Source organism: uncultured Mucilaginibacter sp. (genome assembly GCF_913773635.1).
In the GTDB taxonomy this organism is placed as follows: domain Bacteria; phylum Bacteroidota; class Bacteroidia; order Sphingobacteriales; family Sphingobacteriaceae; genus Mucilaginibacter.
Genome location: NZ_CAJYGQ010000011.1, coordinates 19,137 through 37,835 on the forward strand (window position 1 = coordinate 19,137; position 18,699 = coordinate 37,835).

The following is an 18,699-nucleotide window of genomic DNA, read 5'->3' on the forward strand; positions in this document are numbered from 1 at the left end:
GTCTAGAAAAGCCCGCAAACAGAGCGATTAAACCCATTTTCTAAACTTTCACACAGACAATCAAATGTATAAAATTTATACTAAACATTGGGGTGTGCCACCCGGCTACATCCAAAAATTGCTATTGACGATGAAGCTTACGGTAATTATGGTGATGGCAGTGCTACTGCAGGTTAGCGCCGGCACTTACGCCCAAAAACTTACCTTTAAAAAAAATGGTGCTACATTACGTGAGGTTTTTGGTCAAATAAGGGTGCAAACCGGGTATAATGTACTTTACTCGCCCGATTTAATTAACGAAGAATCACGTTTAAATGCCAATTTTTCAAACGCAACGCTCCGCAATGTATTAGATCAGATTATTGACCGCGATGCGCTGAGCTACACCATTGACCGCAAGAACATTCTTATTACCAAGGCAAAAGAAGAATCTTTATTACAAAAGGTAATTGACCTGGTTGAAACCACATCTATTTTAGGAAAGGTATCTGACGAAAACGGCAAGCCGCTGCCAGGGGCAACCATTAGCGTAAAAGGCACCCGTAACTCGGTGGTTGCTGATGCCGAAGGCGCCTTTGCCATAACAGTAAACGAAGCAAAAGATATCCTGGTGATATCATTTATTGGGTATGAGATTAAAGAACTGCCTGCCAAAAATATCAAAAGCCCGCTTTTAATCTCGCTTAAACAATCAACCAGTAATTTGGATCAGGTACAAATAACAGCTTATGGCACCACTACAAAACGTTTAAATACAGGTAACATTACCACTGTTACGGCACAGGAAATTGCAAAAAACCCTGTTAATAACGTAATGGAGGCACTACAAGGTAAAGTACCCGGGCTTTTTATACAACAGGTAACCGGCCAGCCAGGCGGCGCCTTTAATTTGCGCATACGCGGTTCGGCTAACCTTACCACTGGTGCTACTTCACCACTGGTAATTGTTGATGGTGTGCGTTACCCGGCTAGTACGCTTAAACTGTCAGAAAATACATCATACGGCACAAAAGATTTTTTACAAGGCGGTAGCGGTTTAAACTTTATTAATCCCAATGACATCGAAACTATTGACGTGTTGAAGGATATTGATGCCACGGCCATTTACGGCTCATCAGGTGCATATGGCGTAATACTTATTACCACTAAAAAGAACAAGCATGGTTCGCAATCATTTGATGCCAACGTTTATACCGGCGTATCGGTTTACGGCTCAGGCGAGCCGCTGCTAAATACTGAAGAGTACCTGATGCTGCGCCGCGAAGCCTTAAAAAATGATGGCACTACAACCATTCCATCAGGCGACAGCGATTTAAACGGCACCTGGCCGCAAGACCGCTACACCGATTGGCGTAAGCTGTTTATGGGAGGGCATGCAGCCACCACCAATGTTAATCTGTCTTACAATGGCAGCGCCCGTAATACGTCCTATCTTATAAGCGGCAGCTTCAGAGACATTGGCAACATACAACGCCATAAGGGGGCTAACCGTGATGGGTCTCTTCGTTTTGCGCTTAACACAAGTACAAATAATAACAAGTTTAGCCTTTCGCTTACGGGCACCTACCTGGCCTCGGTAAATGACATGGTACCTTATGACTTTTCAACAAGCTCATTACTTGTTCCTAATGCTCCAAATCCTTACAACGCTGATGGGTCTGTGAATTGGGCCGCTATAGGCACCGATGTTAATAGCAGTGCATCATCAAGCAATGCCAACCGTTTGTATAAAAACAACACCAATAACCTGCTGGCAAACGCCACACTTATATATCGCCCAATGAAAAAGCTTACTTTAAGAACAATTTTCGGCTATAGCGATATTACTGGTAAAGAACTTATTGGTTATCCGCTTGCAGTTTTTAACCCAACCAACACAGCTGCCGCAACGCAAACCACTTCAATTTTCCATCACTACAATACGCGCAGCATAACGGTTTCGCCTTACGCTGAATACCGGACAGCATTAGGCTCAAAAGGCAATTTAACTGCAAAAATTGGTGGAGAGATTTCAAATATTGTAACCTATCTTGATGACATTACCGGCACAGGTTTTCCGTCAGATGCTTTGCTTAAAAATCCATCTGCAGGATCATCTGTTGTTACCGACTATAATCTTACCGAATACCGCTCTATTGGCACGTACGGCATATTAAAATACGTTTGGAACAACAAATACATTGTTGACTTAAACGTACGCCGCGATGGATCGACCAAATTCGGATCGGGACGCCGCTTTGGTACATTCGGTTCTGCAGCAGCGGCATGGATATTTACTGAAGAAAAGTTTTTAAAAGACAACAAGATACTAAGCTTTGGTAAGTTGCGGGCAAGCACGGGTACAGTTGGCGGCGATGCCGTAGGTGATTTTAATTACCTGAGTACCTACAACGTTACCGGAGGCTCTTATGACGGTAAAGTTGGACTATCGCCCGGCTCATTATCCAACCCTTACCTTGTTTGGGAAAGAAATACCAAATCAGAGATTGCGCTTGAGCTTGGATTCCTTAAAGACCGCATATTTATAGAGGGCAGTTACTACTACAACAAAGCAGGCAATCAGTTAATTGGAACAAAATTATCCAGCGTAACCGGTTTTGGCTCCTACTCGCTAAACTCTGATGCGGTGATTAGTACCAGCGGCATTGAAGGTATTTTGAGCACTACAAACATCAAGAGCAAAAATTTTCAATGGACCACCCGTGTTAACATTTCAATACCGCGTAGTAAGTTAATCAAAGTACCTACCAATGCCACCCTTGATGCAAACCTGGCTTTAGGCAAACCGGTAACCGGTATTTTTTTGTACAAGTACAATGGTGTTAACCCTGCTACCGGTTATTATAACTTCACTAACGCAAAAGGAGTAGCATCTGATTACCTAAGCGGATTAACTCAGGCTGATAAAACTGAGTTTGTTGACCTGGCTCCTAAATATTTTGGCGGTATACAAAACTCGTTTTCTTACAAGCAACTATCGGTTGATTTTTCTTTCACTGTTACCAGTCGCAAAGGCCGTAATTTTCTAGGACAAACTGTTTTCCCATTTGGTATATATGGCCTCAACGGCTCAGCACAGTGGCTTAAACGCTGGCAAAAACCCGGAGACGAAACTGATTTCCCGAAGCTATCAGCCAACTTGCTTAGCTATTTCAGGCAAACAAACTTTCAGGCCAGTACCGGAGCTTATAGTGATGCTACCTATGCAAGGCTGCAAAACTTAAGCATACGCTATAACTTTAAAGGCAGCTATCTGCAAAAGCTTGGCATAAGTAACCTGTCAGTTTACCTGCAAGGGCAAAATTTACTTACCATATCAAAATTTGGCGGTCTTGACCCTGAAAATCTTGCTGCGGGCGTTATTCCTCCCCTCCGCGTATTTACCGGCGGTTTCAACGTAACATTTTAAAGCTGTAAAACCATGAAAAAAACTATACTAAGTGCAGGCAGCATTTTGCTGGCATTGCTAATAACCACCACAGGTTGCGATAAGTATCTAGACGGAACTCAACTACCTGCCAAAACCATTGATGGCGCCAGTGTATATGAATCTGATGTTACTACCTCAACCGTTATTACCGGAGTTTATATAAACATGACGGGAAGCGGGCCCTTCACCGGTAGCACAGGCGAAAACATGGGCTATACCCTTGGCCTTTATACCGACGAGCTAAAAAGCGTTTTAAGCGGAAACTTTGCCGACAGATTTTATAAAAACACCATCCAAAGTGCCGATAGTAAAGCATGGAGTAATTTGTACAGCAAGTTATTTGCAGTTAATTCGGCTATTGAAGGTATTAACAACAGTACAGCATCACTTACCTATCGTAACCAGTGGTTGGGCGAGAGCTATTTTTTACGGGCATACTTCCATTTGCTGCTAACCGGTTATTATGGCGATATACCTTTAGCTCTTACAACTGATTATACGGTAAACAACACCCTGAGCCGTGCGCCGCAAAAGCAGGTGTACGAGCAAATTATTGCCGACCTTAAACAGGCACAATCACTGTTAACGCCCGATTACCGTAACGGCTACGGCGTAACCACCACTAACCGTTTAAGGCCTAACAAAGCAGTTGCAACCGCATTGCTGGCCCGGGTGTACCTGTACAACAATGATTGGGCTAATGCCGAAGCCCAGGCTACTGAAGTAATTAATAATACGGCAACCTATCAGCTAATACCACCGGCACAGGTGTTTTTGGCAAACAGCCGCGAAACCTTATGGGCACTTGCACCATCAAGCCCAAAACCGGCATTTGGCTTTAACTTTTTTAACAATGGCATGCCTGCAGTAATTGCGTCAAACGCTACACCTGCATCATCATCAGTATTTGCTGCATTAAGTAATTTTGTACTTAACGCCTTTGAACCTAACGATGCCCGTTTTACCAACTGGGTACGCTCATCAACTGTAAGTGCCAGTGCAACGGCACCCGCCACTGTTTACTATTTCCCTAACAAATACAAATCATCAGCAAATAACGCAGAGTATGAAATCATCATGCGCCTTGCCGAACAATATCTTATACGTGCCGAAGCCAGGGCAAGGCAAAACAAGCCGGAGGCCGCCAATGATCTGAACGCAGTACGCACAAGGGCTGGATTGGCAAATACCACCGCCAGCTCACCAGTTGATTTGCTTGCAGCCATAGCTAAAGAAAGGCAAACAGAATTATTTACCGAATCGGGGCACCGCTTTTTTGATTTAAAGAGAACCGGCACTATAGACGCGGTAATGGCAATAGTAGCGCCAACCAAACCAACAACCTGGAGCAGCTACCTGGCGCTATGGCCTATTCCATCTGCCGATATTATACAAAACCCTAATATAAAGCCAAACCCGGGTTACATACAATAACACAACAGCTTATGAAATTATACTCTTTAACTGCCTTTATACTGTTAAGTATTGCAGCCAAAGCACAGGTAACAAGCTACGAGGTAAAAGTAGAACTGCCCAAAGCCAAACCGGGTACAAAGGTTTACCTGATTCATCAGTACGGATGGTCTGATGGTAAAACGCTTGATTCAGCCGCTTTAGTAAACGGAAAATCGACGTTTAAAGGCACCTTATCTATGCCGCAAAATGTTCATCTCGTAGTTGATCATCAGGGAACAATGGGATCGAGATGGAGCAAAGACCGCGATGTAAAGCTCCTATACCTCGAACCGGGAACCATTAAGGTAGCCGGAACTGACTCTGTTGCTAAAGCCCGTATAAGCGAATCGGCGTTGAACGATGAGTATGCACGTTACGAAAAAGCCGTGCTGGCCACCGGGCAGGATATCATGAAAAAGATAAACGATGAGTTTGCCTCAGCACCGGCAGCCCAACAAGCCGACAAAGCTTTTCAGGCAAGGTTAATGGGCAGGTACAGCGCAGCTAACCAGCTTATTGATTCGGTAAAGAAAATATACGTAAAACAACATCCCAATTCTTACTTAAGCTTATTTGCTTTAAACGAACTGGCAGGCAACCAGCCAAAGGTAGCCGAAATCCGTCCGCTTTATGCTGGCTTATCGGGTGAAATCCGCAACTCCGATCTTGGAAAACGGCTGGGCCGGTTCCTTGATGAACGCAGCCTTACAAGCGTTGGCGCACTTGCACCCGACTTTACCCAAAACGACGTAAACGGAAGTGCTGTTAAATTGAGTGATATGCGCGGGAAATATGTTTTGCTTGATTTTTGGGCATCATGGTGCGGACCGTGCCGAGCCGAAAACCCTACTGTTTTAAAAGCTTACAACAAGTATAAAGACCGCAACTTTACTGTGTTGGGAGTATCATTAGATCAGGCTGGTAAGAAGGAGGCATGGCTGGCTGCCATTAAAAAAGATGCATTGCCCTGGACACAGGTGTCTGATTTAAACGGCTGGCAAAATGCAGCAGCCCAATTGTACGGCGTAAAAGCAATTCCTCAAAACTATCTTATTGACCCTAACGGAAAAATCATTGCCACCAATCTTCGTGGCGAAGCTTTAGAAACAGAACTGGCAAAATACATTCACTAAAACATGAAACTCAAATTTAAACTGTTACTTATACTTTTCATTCCGCTTTTAAGCGCAATAAAACTGAATGCGCAAAACCAGCGAAGATGGGAAGATATTGACACCACCGGTTATTATAAAAAAGAACAAATAAGTAAAGACGGATTTACGCTGATCTTTATTAACAAAGACCCTAACCTCAATGCCGCTACAGCAAACAGCCTTAAAGACGCCTTTTGGAAGGTATACCCCAAAATGGTAAAGCACTTCAACAAAAAAGCCATGCATACTATCACCATGATGATAGGTACAGAGTACCGCGGAGTAGCGGCTACACTGAATGGCGTGGTTAAGATTGATCAGGAGTGGATACGAAAGAATCCACAGGATATAGATTTGCTCACCCACGAGTTAATGCACGTGGTACAAACTTATGGCTACAACGTGCCTGATAATTGGCTTACTGATGGAATAGCCGACTACGGCCGCTACGCTTTCGGTATCAACAACGCTGCATCAGGATGGTCGCTTACACCATTTCAACAATCGCACAGTTACAAAAATTCCTACCGCATTGCAGCCAGGTTTTTGGTTTGGGTTGAACAGCATAAAGATAAAAGCATAGTGAAAGCGCTTGATAAAGCGCTCCGCGAGGGTAAGTATCAACCTATAATATGGGAGCGGCTTACAGGCAAATCACTTGATGCGCTTTGGCAGGAATATGCCGCAAATCCGTCAATTAAAGAGCGGGCTTAAATAAAGCATTAAGCAGCAGGACTGCCCTGCTGCTTAAATTAAAGCTTGTACGCTGTTTCGCTTTTAATTTCAGACAGAACAAAGTAACTGGTGATGGTAGTGATATTTGGTAATTCGCCTAAACGTTTGTAAACATCAAGGTAGGCATCCATGTTTTTTGTGACTATACGTAACAAAAAATCACACGAGCCCGACATTTGGAAACACTCCAATACTTCAGGAAAGTTATTTACCTGCCCAGCAAAGGTATCTAACGTAACCGCGGTATGGTCATTCAAAAGCACCTGGCTAAATGCCATTAGTCCTTTGTTAATCTTTTTGCGATCAAGTATAGCTACCGTGCGCTGAATAAAGCCGTCGGCCTTCAGGCGTCTTACCCTTTCATAAATGGTAGGCACCGAACGGTTAATTTTATTGGCAATTTCTTTATGCGGAAGGTCGGCATTATGCTGAAGCAGGTTTAATATTGAGATATCTATATCGTCAAGAAGCCTCATTTGTAGTCAAATTTTAAAAATTGTGCTTTTCATTTTAGTACTGAGCAATTAATTATATAAATATAAAGCAAATCGACTTTTGACAATAATTTTTATTGATTTATAGAGCGAGCATTGATGATTTTATGTTTCATCACGATTTTTAAGATAAAAAGATAAGCTATGATAGCAACTGATAATTCAACGCTTGATACAAAATTGTCATCACTATGGCACATGGTGGGAAACACACCCATGTTAAAGCTTGAATATAATTATAAGGGCCGCCTGGGATTCATTTATGTAAAGTGTGAGCATTACAACCTTACTGGAAGCGTAAAAGACCGCATGGCACTATACATTCTTAAAAAGGCCTATGAAATGGGGATGATTAAGCCTGGCGACACCATTATTGAAGCAACAAGCGGCAACACCGGGATAGCCTTTGCCGCCATTGGCAAAGCCCTTGGCCATAATGTAACCATCATGATGCCTAACTGGCTCAGTAAAGAACGTAAGGATATAATTAAAAGCTTTGGTGCCAATATACACCTGGTAAGCAAAGAGCAGGGCGGCTTTTTAGGCAGCATTGAAATGGCCGAACAGATGTGCAAGGAATCAGACTGTTATTTTTTGCCTCGCCAGTTTGAAAACTGCTTTAACGCCGAAGCACATGAAGCAACAACCGGCCCCGAAATTTGGGAACAGCTATACCAGGAGGGCTTAACGCCCGATGCATTTGTAGCCGGTGTTGGTACAGGCGGCACCGTGATGGGCGTTGGCAACTACCTGCGTAAACAAAATAAATCAGTTAAAATATTTCCGTTGGAACCAGCCGAATCTCCAACGCTAACTACCGGGTACAAAGTAGGTTCACACCGCATTCAAGGTATATCTGATGAGTTCATACCTGCCATAGTGAAATTAAATGAGCTTGAACCTGTAGTACAAGCCAATGATGGTGATGCCATTATTATGGCTCAAAAACTGGCACAACAACTTGGTTTGGCCGTGGGCATATCATCAGGCGCCAATGTTATTGGTGCAATAAAAATTAAAGAGCAACTGGGTGAAAATGCCATTGTTGTTACACTATTGGCCGATAGTAATAAAAAGTACCTGAGCACAGATTTGGTTAAGCCCGAGCCGGTACAACCTGGTTACATTTCAAGCGATATTGACTTTACCGGTTTTAAACCCATAAGCCGTTTAGCCGAGCCAATAATGCGATAAATCCTTTTGAACTAAATGAAGAAGATATTATTTACAGTAACATTTATGCTGGCGTTTGCATGGGCTGCCTGTGCACAAATTTTAAAACCTGTTACCTGGAGCTATGCCGCAAAAAGGTTACCCGGCAACCAAGCAATGTTGTTATTGAGAGCAACCATTGATGAAGGCTGGCACATATACTCACAAACGGTTGCTAATGGCGGACCGGTTAAAACCACCATACAGTTTAATGCTGCAAAAACTTACACGGTGATAGGGAAACCGATAGAGCCCAAGCCAATAACAGAATATGAAAAGGATTTTGACATGAAGGTAAGCTACTTTGAGAAGCAGGTGATATTTCAACAAAAAATTAAGTTGAATGATGCTGGTGCGACAACAATAAAAGGCAGCATTGAATTCATGGCTTGTAATAACAAGCAATGCCTCCCGCCCGAAACCGTGGAATTTAGCATACAGGTAAATTAACAACGCTATGCAATTTACTAAAGCCTTACTGTTTTATGCGGCAATGCTGTTCACCCTGTTGGTTATTACGCGGCCTGCTAACGCACAAGATACTGTTTCAACTAATGATATTGAATTTACCAATGTTGAGCCCGTCAGGCCATCGTCTTTAAAGAAAAGCCTGGTTGCCAAGCCCAATGCAAAGGCACCAAGCGCCTTACAGGCAAAAGCAAATGCAACCGGGCAAAACCAAACGCTTTGGGCACTATTTGGTGCCGGCTTTTTGTGGGGGCTGGCAGCTATTTTTATGCCGTGTATATTCCCTATGCTACCCTTTACGGTGAGCTACTTTACTAAAAAAGCGCAAAGCAGGGCTAAAGGCATTCGCATGGCCCTGATGTACGGTTTAAGTATTATTGTTATTTACGTGGTTTTGGGGCTTGCCATTACCCTGCTGTTTGGCGCCGATACCCTAAACAGCATGGCTACTAATGGGGTATTCAACCTCGTTTTCTTCGCCTTGCTTATTTCGTTTGCAGCTTCATTTTTAGGTGCTTTTGAGATAACGCTGCCAAGTAGCTGGGCAAACAAAATGGATGAAAAGTCAGACAGGGGTGGCTACCTGGGTATTTTCTTTATGGCAGCTACACTGGCTTTGGTATCTTTCAGCTGTACCGGGCCGCTTATAGGAACTTTACTGGTACAGGCAGCTGTTAGCGGTGCAATACTTGCTCCTGCCGCCGGAATGCTCGGATTTTCACTTGCACTGGCAATACCATTTACGCTGTTTGCCATATTTCCGTCAATGCTGCAAACGCTGCCAAAATCAGGCGGATGGTTAAACAGCGTTAAAGTAGTGCTGGGCTTTCTGGAGCTTGCACTTGCATTAAAGTTTTTAAGCAACGTTGATTTAGCCTACCACTGGCATATGCTTGATCGTGAAGTATTCCTTGTATTATGGATTATTATTTTCACGTTACTGGGTTTTTACCTGTTGGGTAAATTGCAATTCAGTCATGATAGTATACTACAGTACTTATCCATACCACGGCTTTTCATAGCCATTCTTACTTTGTCGTTTGCTTTGTACATGGTTCCGGGTTTGTGGGGTGCACCTTTAAAAAGTATCAGCGCCTTTTTACCACCACAGGGTACGCAGGATTTCGATTTATATACATCAACGCTCACAAATAGCAAACCGGCAACAACAGATACCATCACCCGTAAGTACGCTAAGCTTTTCGAAAAGCCTGCAGGGCAAAATCCGTTCTTTGATTACGAACAGGGACTGGTCTATGCAAAAACTGTAAACAAGCCTGTAATACTTGATTTTACAGGCCATGCCTGCGTCAATTGCCGTAAAATGGAAGCCGATGTTTGGACAGATCGTAATGTACTGCCTGTTATAAGAGATGATTACGTACTTATTCAGCTTTATGTTGATGATAAGACAGAATTGCCGTTAAACCAGCAGTACGTATCATCATTCAGCGGCAAAAAAATCACCACCATTGGTAGCCTCAACAGTGATTTTCAGGCAAGCCGGTTTGGAAGTAATTCGCAACCGTTTTACATTTTGCTCAACCCCTCTACTCAAAAAGCACTTGTTGAATCACAAGGCGCAATTTATAACATACCCGAATACATCCAATTTTTACAAAGTGGATTAAGGGCTTATCATACTAAATAATAAAAAAAAGCCTCCGCGTTCTTTGTTAATCAGTTTTTGTTAATAAATGTTAAGTGGCCACTGATGGAGCAGTGGTCACTTTTTTTATCTACTAAGTATTATAACAGCATTTACAATTATATAAACAAATATTTGCAGTAGTAGCATCAAATTCTTTACTTTGAAATAAAAAGTACTTTAGTCAATGTCAGAAGAACAAAAACTGCACGACGACCTGGCATCCATCCGCAGTATGATGGAGCGCTCGTCGAAGTTTATATCCTTAAGCGGCCTATCGGGTGTGCTGGCCGGTGTATATGCGCTTATAGGTGCCTGGCTTGCCTACAGTATACTTTATCCGCGTGGTGACTTTGGCGGGCAGCGCGAGTATCTTACCAATGGCGTTTTTGACCAGGACAGTATTCCCGATCTTCTTTTTACACCTATAATCACTCAATTGATTTTTATAGCTTTGGCGGTTTTAGTGGCATCACTAACAACAGGCCTGGCACTCACCCGCCGCAATGCCAAAAAGAAAGGGCAGCAGCTTTGGGGAAAAACAAGCAAGGCACTGTTATTTCAAATGACGGTTCCGTTATTAACCGGCGGAGCATTCATTGTTGTAATGCTGTTAAAAGGGTACTTCGGCATTGTTTCGCCGGCATGTTTGGCCTTTTATGGTTTGGCCCTAGTTGGCGCAAGTGCTTTTACGTTTAATGACGTAAAGTATTTGGGCATATCCGAAATAATTTTAGCACTGCTTGCGGCTGTAATGCCCGGGTACGGCTTGCTGTTTTGGGCGCTTGGATTTGGTGTTTTGCATATTATTTACGGCGCCGTAATGCATTTTAAATACGATAGGTGAAAGTAGATTTCAGTAAACTAGATAAGGCTTTTGAGAACCGTGTAAGGTTACAAATTATGAGTGTGCTCATGGTAAACGAAAGCTATGACTTTACCTCACTAAAAGATTTGCTGGAAATTACTGACGGCAACCTTGCATCAAACCTTAAAGCACTCGAAAAAGAGGAATACATTACCATACACAAAAGCTTTGTTGGCCGCAAACCCAACACTACTTACCAGGCATCAGCAAAAGGAAAAAAAGCATTTCAGGACCACCTTAATGCCCTTGAGCAACTCATAAAACAGCAAAAAAGTTAACCATAAAAATTCTGCAACACATTAAGCCGGTTATGTAATTGGTATGCATAACCGTATAATAACGTGCAGCTTTAATGTTTTGCTGTTTATACCTACCTTTGCAGCCTGATGAGAAAAGGTAACAGGGCTCCCAACTTAAGGTTCGAAAACGTTGCGGTAATTGATATTGCCGAAGAGGGCAAAGGTGTAGGTAAAACCGAGGATTTTGTATTGTTTATTGAGAAAGCCGTTCCGGGCGATGTGGTAGATGTGGAAGTTTACCGCAAAAAGAAAAATTTTGGTGAAGCCAAAATTACTGCTCTTAAACAGCCTTCAACGCACCGCACTGAGCCTTTTTGCGAGCACTTTGGCACCTGCGGTGGCTGCAAATGGCAGCACATGACGTATGATGCGCAACTACAGTTTAAGCAAAAAGCGGTTACTGATGCACTTACCCGTTTGGCTAAGGTTGATGTAAGCCACGCTCAATATATTGTAGGTTCGCCGGCCGACCGTTACTACCGCAACAAACTGGAGTATACCTTTAGCAACAAACGATGGTTAAACGATGGTGAAAACCGTACCGATGAGGCTGTTGATATGAATGCCCTGGGCTTTCATATTCCTGGCCGTTTTGACAAAATTTTAGATATAAACCACTGCTACCTTCAGGCTGATCCATCAAACGATATACGTTTAAAGATACGTGACTATGCCAAACTACACGGTTTGACGTTTTACGATGTACGCGAGCACACAGGTGCACTACGTAATCTGATTATTCGGACGGCAGTAACCGGCGAGTTAATGGTCATAGTGGTTTTTGCCTATGCTACCCAGGACGAAGTTAACGGCCTTATGAGCTTCGTAGAGCAGGAGTTCCCTGAAATTACGTCATTATTATACATCTTAAACCAAAAGAAAAACGATACCATTTTTGACCAGGATGTACTAGCCTGGAAAGGCCCGGAGTATATCCACGAAAAAATGGATGACATTCAGTTTCGCATCGGCCCTAAGTCGTTTTACCAAACCAATGCCATACAAGCCAAGCGCCTGTATGAAATAGCCCGCGATTTTGCCGGTTTTAAAGGCAATGAACTGGTTTATGACTTATACACAGGTGCCGGCACTATTGCCAACTTTGTGGCAGGGCACGTGCGCGAAGTTATTGGTGTTGAATACGTGCCATCGGCTATTGAAGATGCCAAAGTGAATTCAGCAATAAACAACATACATAATACCAAATTTTATGCTGGTGATATGAAAGATGTGTTGAATGCCGAATTTGTAGCCCAGCACGGCAAACCTGATGTTATCATCACTGATCCACCACGTGCCGGTATGCATGCCGATGTAGTGGAGCGCCTGATGGAGATTGAATCGCCACGAATAGTATATGTTAGCTGTAACGCTGCCACACAAGCCCGTGATTTAATTGTATTGAAAGAGAAATACAATATAGCACAAATACAGCCGGTAGATATGTTTCCGCATACGCAACACGTAGAAAACGTTGTGCTGCTTGAGTTAAAAAGCGAAGAGCAAAGGAACGCTGAAGCCGCTGAACGAGCCGCAACAACAGAAGCTGCAGAGCCGCAAAGTGAATAACAAAAGGCATAACTTTTAAGCTTGCTATACACAGCAATGTTGGGCTAATAGCAAATTGTTTACTTGTTAAAAACAAACATCAATGAACCCGGAAGAACTTTTAAACGAAAATAACAACCGCAAAAACGAGAGTCCGCTGAAAAGCCTTGAAATTGACCTTCGTTTATACAGCGAATCTATCCGCGAAATAGCAGTGGAAATTATGGTTGAAGGGCTTTCCGCCTATCCAATTTTTATTGCACACCAGCATGAAGTATCATTAGGCGAACTTATTTTAAATAAGGAAGAGCTTAACACAGAGTGGAACATCAACGCCTCAACGCTTGAAGAATTTGTTGAAAAAGGTGTTATTAAAAAGGAGTTAAAACAGCGCTTTATTGACAATTACAAAAATGCACACGAGTTTATGTGTGTATTTGCCGTTGTACCTGAAGGTGCCAACTTTATATTTTTCCCGTACGGTAAGGAGTAATTACTTCTTTTTATCAACAAGCAATCCTAAACTTACTCCTGCACAGTAAGCCAGCAAATCAGTCCATAAAAAGCCCTGGCCTAAAATTAACCGGCCGGGCAGCGTTTGGCGTATTTGGTTTATCCAGGGCGCCTGGTATAACTGGCTAAATTCAATGGCAAAGCAAAAAACCAGGCTATAAATGGCTATTGGTTTTATATGTGCCTTAACAAATATGAACCTTGCAATAAGGTAAATCATCAACGCCCACAACGCATCGCCCACATACTGCGGTATAAATGCAATACGCCTTGATAGCAAACCAACAACAATCACTGCTATAATGGCGGCAGCATATTTTAAGCGTGTTTTAATGATTGAATGCATTTAAAAGTACCTTAGGTTACAGATTTAAAAATACTAAATATTAAGTCTTTGAAATTAAGCTGTATTGTTTTAAACAACTCGCGTTAGGGATAGAAACAAAAAGCCCACAACGTAGCATAGCGAAGTGAGGACTTGCAGATAGCCCGGGCCTCAAGGTAACGCCCAATCACTAAACGAAGTCCTATATGCAAGCAATCATTGTTAAAGCTTATTATCAGTTGCCACCTCCCTAATTACACTTCCGCGGTTTTTTCATAAATTTTATACAAGGCAATAAAAAGTACCAAATCCAAAATCAAAAAATTACTTTTGCGAACTTCAAACATTTGGTATTATGCTCAGAACACATACTTGTGGTGAATTAAACATCAGTAATTTAGGCCAAACCGTAACACTTTGCGGTTGGGTACAAAAATCGCGCGATTTAGGCGGCACCACGTTTATTGACGTGCGCGACCGCTATGGTTTAACACAATTGGTATTGAATGTAGACAGTGATGCCAACCTGCGCGAAGCCGGTAAGGGCTTAGGGCGCGAGTTTGTAATAAAAGTTACCGGCAAAGTACTGGAGCGTACCAACAAAAATCCTAAAATTCCAACAGGTGATATTGAAATTGCGGTTGAAGCTTTAGAAGTGTTGAACGAGGCTAAAATTCCTCCGTTTTTAATTGAAGACGAAACCGACGGTGGCGAGGAACTGCGTGCAAAGTACCGTTACCTTGATTTGCGCCGCAACCCGCTGCGTAATAACCTTATCATGCGCCATAAAATTGCGCAGGAAATTCGCCGCTACCTTGATGCCCAAAACTTTATTGAAGTTGAAACTCCGGTACTAATTAAATCTACCCCTGAGGGCGCACGCGACTTTGTGGTGCCAAGCCGTATGAACGCAGGTGAGTTTTACGCGTTGCCGCAGTCGCCGCAAACGTTTAAACAACTGTTAATGGTGAGCGGCTTTGACCGTTATTTCCAAATTGTTAAATGTTTCCGCGATGAGGATTTACGTGCCGATCGCCAGCCTGAATTTACACAAATTGACTGCGAGCTTTCTTTTATTGAGCAGGAAGATATTCTGAATATATTTGAGGGTATGGCCCGCCACCTGTTCAACACCGTTAAAGGTATCGAGCTGGGCAATTTCCCTCGTATGCAATACGCCGATGCGATGCGTTTGTATGGATCAGACAAACCCGACGTACGTTTTGGGATGTCCTTTGTTGAACTGAATGATATAGTAAAAGGTAAAAACTTTGGTGTATTTGACAATGCCGAACTGGTAGTTGGTATTAACGCTAAAGGCGCTGCCGCTTATACCCGCAAGCAAATTGACGAGTTAACTGAATGGTTGAAACGCCCACAAATTGGCGCTACCGGCTTAATTTACATGCGTCATAACGATGATGGCTCTTTAAAATCATCGGTTGATAAATTTTATAACGACGAAGAGCTGCAAAAATGGAGTGCAGCATTTGAAACCCAGCCAGGCGACTTAGTGCTTATACTAGCCGGTGGTACAGACAAGGTGCGCAAGCAAATGAATGAGTTGCGTTTGGAGATGGGTACTCGTTTAGGACTGCGCAGTAAAGACAAATTTGCACCGTTATGGGTAGTTGACTTTCCGTTGCTGGAGTTTGACGAAGAAAGCGGCCGTTACCATGCCATGCACCACCCGTTCACCTCGCCTAAGCCCGAAGATATTGCTCTTTTGGATACTGAGCCGGGTGCAGTTCGCGCTAACGCTTATGACATGGTTATAAACGGCATTGAAGTTGGCGGCGGATCTATCCGTATACACGACCGCGAGGTACAATCGCTAATGTTCAAACACCTGGGCTTTTCGCCCGAAGAAGCTCAAAAACAATTCGGTTTCTTACTGGATGCCTTTGAGTTTGGCGCGCCGCCGCACGGTGGTATTGCCTTAGGTTTCGACAGGTTGTGTTCTATTTTTGCCGGATTGGATTCTATCCGTGATGTGATCGCCTTCCCTAAAAACAACTCTGGCCGCGATGTTATGATTGATTCGCCAAGCGTGATTGCCGATGCGCAGATGGCAGAACTAAATATCAAAACCACAGTTTAACAATTTTTATTTTATTGAAATACGAAAGCCGTCTTGCCATCAAGACGGCTTTTGTTATTTATACGCCTTGCATTTGAGGGTGAGTTGTAGCGTGGCGCTCTTATTAGCTGTACTGTCCTGAATTATTTTGAAGGATATAAATTCAATTGTATTTTTAAAGAAGATTTTTATAAACCAATTAACTTCTGAGTGAGTATGAGAACATTGATGCTGTATTGCAGCTTCATAGTGCTGCTGTTGAGTGCCTGCGGCAAAGATTCAAGTGATGAGTACGCTGCGCAGCAGGCTGAGCTTGATGAGAAGGTTATACAATCATACTTAACTACAAACGCGCTTGATGGAAGGCGCGATGCTTCAGGCTTATATTATGTAATACTGAAAACAGGGACAGGAGCGTTTTTCAATACTTCTTCAACGGTTAACTTTAATTATACCGGTAAGTTTGTTGACAACACCACCTACTATCAAGGCAGCGTAAATACAGTAGTGGGTAACGCTGAGATTAAGGGCTGGCAAATTGGACTTACCAAAATAAATAAAGGCGGCCAAATTATGCTTCTGATACCGTCGGCTTTGGCTTATGGTCCGCAGGGCAAAGGCACTATACCAGCAAACAAAGTCCTTGTTCATATCATAGACATTTTGTAAGCTGCGCCAGGCATTACAAAACACTATTCTAAAAACGAAAGTAAGGCATGCTGGCTGGCGGTATGTAAATCGCGCCAAACCTGGTTTATTTCCGTATCAGGAGAAGCTGCCTGCAGGCCGCAGTACGGGTAAAGATGATCAACACTTTCGCGGGCTGCATGGGCAAGCAAACGGCTTGTGCGGCTTACACGCTGTAATATTTCGCCAGGTATTATTTCCTCACTTAAACCTGCATACCATGATGTATCAACCGCTTCATAAAATTCATTGCGAAGGCTTTGTAAATTATCTTTAACCTTCTGCAAGTCGTTCATTAACGTTACCTTGTTACCCTCGCTCATGCGCTTTGATTCCGCAAGCTTATTTGCAAATGCCACATCACATAAGTCAACAAAATGCAGTGCCATACCTGCTAAATTTGCTGCAAGCGTAGCCTCAGCCAGTTGAAAAAAAGGATAGCGGTATAAAGGGGTATTAACTACCGTAGTATTGGGCGTAATTTCGAAACTTCGGTTAGCGGGCACCCCAACGTTATTAAGCGTAAAAGCATGGCTGCCCGTACCCATCATTCCAATATACTTCCAGGCGGGTACCAATGCAGCAGCATTGGCGTCAATTACAAATGACAGTACCAACGGTGAGCCATCGGCAAGTAGCACGTCCTTTCCGTTTTCCTGAATTATACAGTTTGCTGTAAAGTGTGTAGCATGCTTTACACCGCTTGCATATTTCCAATGTCCGTTAAGTATGAAACCATCATTGGTGCGCTGGGCAGTACCTGTTGATGCGCCACTGCCAGCTAAACAAACCTTTGTATTGGTGAAAATTTCTATGGCTGCAACAGCATCTATAAATCCGCCAAACCAGCATGCTCCTGCACATAAGGTAACTACCCATCCAAAACTTCCATCAGCCCAGCTTAAAGCCTCTTCCATGCGTATTTGTGCAGGTAAATCAAGTTCCAGGCCGCCGTATGCTTTGGGCACCAGCATTTTTAACCATTGTTGCTCATACATCAGCTCCAATTGTTTAGGCTGAAGCATACCGGCATCTTCGGCAGCAAAGGCCTCAGCTCTTATTATTTTTACCCAATCGGGCTGTAATAATGCCGATGGGTGTTGTTCATTTTTCATAAAGATGAGCCTTTTAAAACTTGCCTTTGTTTGTACATACGCTGCCAATCAAAAAAGCCAAAAATAGCCACGATAAACAGGAAGATGGTTAAAGCAGCAAACAAGGCAAGGTTTTTATGAAACAAAAGTGGTATGGCAAACAAGTTTGACAGGTTGAGCACCAACCAGTTTTCAATACGCCTGCGGGCCAGCAACCAGGTACCTGCCCATGCAGTTGATGATACAAAGGCATCCCAAACAGGTACTGTTGAGGTAGTGAAGTGATGTAACAAAAGATAAATTAAGCCCCACCCTCCTACTGCAATAAGTATGGTTACAAGCCACTCATTACGTGTTGCCCAGGCTACTTGCATTGGTGCCTCATTACCGCGCTGTACCCAAATATACCAGCCGTAAATACTCATTATTACATAGTACATACTCAAGGCCGATTCGGCATACAAGCCAACCTTAAGCAAGAGCACAATACTAATTGCCGAACCGCCTATACCAGCCGGGTAAAGCCAAACCTTGTTTTTTCGCGCAAGCAGCACCTCGGTTACCCCAAGCAGCACAGCAAGCCACTCCCAAAAAGTGGTTTGCCGCATTTGCTCAATAAATAGTTGTATCCAGTGCTGCATAGTCGCTACTCTTTAATCCTCCTTTATCAAGGTGAATTTTGTTATATG

17 protein-coding genes are annotated in these 18,699 nt (G+C 43.1%); 13 read left to right on the forward strand and 4 right to left on the reverse strand.

The genetic code is table 11. The features are described from left to right. Nucleotides 1–130: 130 nt before the first annotated feature. From QZ407_RS13450 to QZ407_RS13465, 4 genes are read left to right on the forward strand one after another with little or no spacing between them, the layout of a single operon-like run. Nucleotides 131–3,409, forward strand: coding sequence for a SusC/RagA family TonB-linked outer membrane protein (locus QZ407_RS13450; RefSeq protein ID WP_295771944.1), 3,279 nt, complete (start codon nucleotides 131–133; stop codon nucleotides 3,407–3,409). 12 nt (nucleotides 3,410–3,421) lie between these two features. Further along, nucleotides 3,422–4,864: a RagB/SusD family nutrient uptake outer membrane protein gene (locus QZ407_RS13455; RefSeq protein ID WP_295771946.1), complete on the forward strand. Its 1,443-nt coding sequence runs from the start codon at nucleotides 3,422–3,424 to the stop codon at nucleotides 4,862–4,864. 11 nt (nucleotides 4,865–4,875) lie between these two features. After that, nucleotides 4,876–6,018, forward strand: coding sequence for a TlpA disulfide reductase family protein (locus QZ407_RS13460; RefSeq protein WP_295771948.1), 1,143 nt, complete (start codon nucleotides 4,876–4,878; stop codon nucleotides 6,016–6,018). Between the two features lie 3 nt (nucleotides 6,019–6,021). Further along, nucleotides 6,022–6,753: a basic secretory protein-like protein gene (locus QZ407_RS13465; protein WP_295771950.1), complete on the forward strand. Its 732-nt coding sequence runs from the start codon at nucleotides 6,022–6,024 to the stop codon at nucleotides 6,751–6,753. A gap of 38 nt (nucleotides 6,754–6,791) precedes the next feature. On the opposite strand, the gene QZ407_RS13470 is transcribed toward QZ407_RS13465, so the two are convergent. Then, nucleotides 6,792–7,250: an Lrp/AsnC family transcriptional regulator gene (locus tag QZ407_RS13470; RefSeq protein ID WP_295771952.1), complete on the reverse strand. Its 459-nt coding sequence runs from the start codon at nucleotides 7,248–7,250 to the stop codon at nucleotides 6,792–6,794. A gap of 162 nt (nucleotides 7,251–7,412) precedes the next feature. On the opposite strand from QZ407_RS13470, the gene QZ407_RS13475 reads away from it, so the two are divergent. The 7 genes from QZ407_RS13475 (at nucleotide 7,413) to QZ407_RS13505 (ending at nucleotide 13,804) form a co-directional block, all read left to right on the forward strand. Then, nucleotides 7,413–8,462, forward strand: a complete 1,050-nt coding sequence (locus tag QZ407_RS13475) for a cysteine synthase family protein (RefSeq protein WP_295771953.1) — start codon at nucleotides 7,413–7,415, stop codon at nucleotides 8,460–8,462. 15 nt (nucleotides 8,463–8,477) lie between these two features. Further along, nucleotides 8,478–8,930, forward strand: a complete 453-nt coding sequence (locus QZ407_RS13480; protein WP_295771955.1) for a protein-disulfide reductase DsbD N-terminal domain-containing protein — start codon at nucleotides 8,478–8,480, stop codon at nucleotides 8,928–8,930. 7 nt (nucleotides 8,931–8,937) lie between these two features. Then, a complete protein-coding gene (locus QZ407_RS13485) occupies nucleotides 8,938–10,599 on the forward strand; it encodes a cytochrome c biogenesis protein CcdA (RefSeq protein WP_295771957.1) in 1,662 nt (553 codons plus the stop codon). 184 nt (nucleotides 10,600–10,783) lie between these two features. Continuing rightward, complete coding sequence (locus QZ407_RS13490; protein WP_295771959.1) at nucleotides 10,784–11,443, forward strand: hypothetical protein; 660 nt, start codon at nucleotides 10,784–10,786, stop codon at nucleotides 11,441–11,443. Beyond that, nucleotides 11,440–11,742, forward strand: coding sequence for a transcriptional regulator (locus tag QZ407_RS13495; RefSeq protein ID WP_295771961.1), 303 nt, complete (start codon nucleotides 11,440–11,442; stop codon nucleotides 11,740–11,742). The genes QZ407_RS13490 and QZ407_RS13495 overlap by 4 nt, the downstream gene beginning before the upstream one ends. A 108-nt stretch (nucleotides 11,743–11,850) precedes the next feature. After that, entirely contained in the window at nucleotides 11,851–13,332 is a 1,482-nt protein-coding gene (gene rlmD / locus QZ407_RS13500) for a 23S rRNA (uracil(1939)-C(5))-methyltransferase RlmD (RefSeq protein ID WP_295771963.1), read from the forward strand. A gap of 82 nt (nucleotides 13,333–13,414) precedes the next feature. After that, entirely contained in the window at nucleotides 13,415–13,804 is a 390-nt protein-coding gene (locus QZ407_RS13505; RefSeq protein ID WP_295771965.1) for a hypothetical protein, read from the forward strand. Here the strand turns inward: QZ407_RS13505 and QZ407_RS13510 are convergent, their stop codons facing one another. Then, a complete protein-coding gene (locus tag QZ407_RS13510) occupies nucleotides 13,805–14,170 on the reverse strand; it encodes a DUF2809 domain-containing protein (RefSeq protein WP_295771969.1) in 366 nt (121 codons plus the stop codon). A gap of 334 nt (nucleotides 14,171–14,504) precedes the next feature. On the opposite strand from QZ407_RS13510, the gene aspS reads away from it, so the two are divergent. After that, complete coding sequence (gene aspS, locus QZ407_RS13515) at nucleotides 14,505–16,250, forward strand: aspartate--tRNA ligase (RefSeq protein WP_295771971.1); 1,746 nt, start codon at nucleotides 14,505–14,507, stop codon at nucleotides 16,248–16,250. 195 nt (nucleotides 16,251–16,445) lie between these two features. Then, nucleotides 16,446–16,898 (forward strand): FKBP-type peptidyl-prolyl cis-trans isomerase, encoded by a 453-nt coding sequence (locus QZ407_RS13520; RefSeq protein WP_295771973.1) that lies wholly within the window; start codon nucleotides 16,446–16,448, stop codon nucleotides 16,896–16,898. 23 nt (nucleotides 16,899–16,921) lie between these two features. On the opposite strand, the gene QZ407_RS13525 is transcribed toward QZ407_RS13520, so the two are convergent. Together QZ407_RS13525 and pnuC are read right to left on the reverse strand one after the other, a co-directional pair. Beyond that, nucleotides 16,922–18,031 (reverse strand): acyl-CoA dehydrogenase family protein, encoded by a 1,110-nt coding sequence (locus QZ407_RS13525; protein WP_295771974.1) that lies wholly within the window; start codon nucleotides 18,029–18,031, stop codon nucleotides 16,922–16,924. Next, nucleotides 18,028–18,651 (reverse strand): nicotinamide riboside transporter PnuC, encoded by a 624-nt coding sequence (pnuC, locus tag QZ407_RS13530; RefSeq protein WP_295771976.1) that lies wholly within the window; start codon nucleotides 18,649–18,651, stop codon nucleotides 18,028–18,030. The genes QZ407_RS13525 and pnuC overlap by 4 nt, the downstream gene beginning before the upstream one ends. Between the last annotated feature and the right edge of the window lie 48 nt (nucleotides 18,652–18,699).